The sequence below is a fragment of the Seonamhaeicola marinus genome (genome assembly GCF_008085455.1).
In genome coordinates, this window is sequence record NZ_VSDQ01000052.1 from 1 (window position 1) to 1,225 (window position 1,225).

The window sequence follows — 1,225 nt, forward strand, 5'->3', positions numbered from 1 at the left end:
ATTTTCTTGAACATTTATTTTGGCAAATGTACATTAATAAGCCCGTACTTTTTTTAAATTTTCCTTAATAATTTTGAGGTTCTTATTAATAAAATATAATAATTTTAAGGCATGCTTAGAGAAATTACACATAATGGACTTTTTACTATATTGCTAGTTATTGGCATTGCCTTAGTAGCCATTGCTAAATTAACTGACCCAAAGCGTTTTAACGACTTTATTTATGTAATAGGAAACTCTAAGTACTTGAAAATTTACTCTAGAGATCAAAAGTTTTTTGACAAATTTGATGCACTTTTATTTTGTAATTTAATAATTTGTGGCGCTACTTTTTTATATATTTTATTTAGATATTTCACAAACACAAAAAACACAAATATTAACCTATTATTTAAAATGGGCGTTGGTATTGGCGCTTTTATACTTATAAAAGTACTTATTGAAAGACTTATAGCCAGCCTTTTTGAAATAGATAAGTTGGTTGATAATTATATTTTTCAAAAAATTAGTTATAAAAATTACATTGGTATATTATTACTACCTATTAATGCCATTTTACTATACAAAATACAAGTATCATTAACTGTAATTTACATAATGGTTATTATTTTATTAATAGCAAATGTTATAGGAATAATAACATCATTTAAAATGCATCAAAGTTTTATAAAAAACTATTTATTCTATTTTATTTTGTATCTTTGCGCACTTGAAATAACACCCTATCTTATATTATACAAGGTGTTTATGAGTTAATACAGAACAAACTACTTGTGCCTATGAAAGTGAAAACAATTTTAGTATCTCAACCAGAACCTAAAATAGAGAACTCACCATACTTTGATTTACAAGAAAAGCAAAAAGTAAAAATAGATTTCAGGCCTTTTATTCATGTAGAAGGTGTTTCTGCCAAAGACGTTAGGCAGCAAAAAGTTGACTTATCAAAGTACACAGCTATAATTTTAACTAGTAGAAATGCTGTAGATCACTTTTTTAGGGTTGCTAAAGAAATGCGTTTTACTGTTCCTGATTCCATGAAATACTTTTGCCAATCAGAAGCTGTTGCTTATTATTTACAAAAATATGTTGTTTACAGAAAACGCAAAATTTATGTGGGTAAGCGCACATTTTCTGAGCTTTCGCCATTAATAAAAAAGTATAAAGACGAAAAGTTTTTATTACCAAACACTGATAAAGTGAAACAAGAAGTACCTGATACTTTAGA

2 protein-coding genes are annotated in these 1,225 nt (G+C 26.8%); both read left to right on the forward strand.

The window, feature by feature from the left end; all coding sequences use genetic code 11:
• Window positions 1-111 precede the first annotated feature (111 nt).
• Entirely contained in the window at window positions 112-756 is a 645-nt protein-coding gene (locus FUA24_RS00330; RefSeq protein WP_147134742.1) for a DUF4271 domain-containing protein, read from the forward strand.
• Between the two features lie 23 nt (window positions 757-779).
• Window positions 780-1,225, forward strand: a 446-nt coding sequence (locus tag FUA24_RS00335; RefSeq protein ID WP_187388116.1) for a uroporphyrinogen-III synthase, incomplete at its 3' end; no start/stop codon positions are given.

Coding starts and splice junctions, on each gene's coding strand:
- FUA24_RS00330 (WP_147134742.1), top strand. CDS start 112: ATGCTTAGAGAAATTACACATAATGGACTTTTTACTATATTGCTAGTT.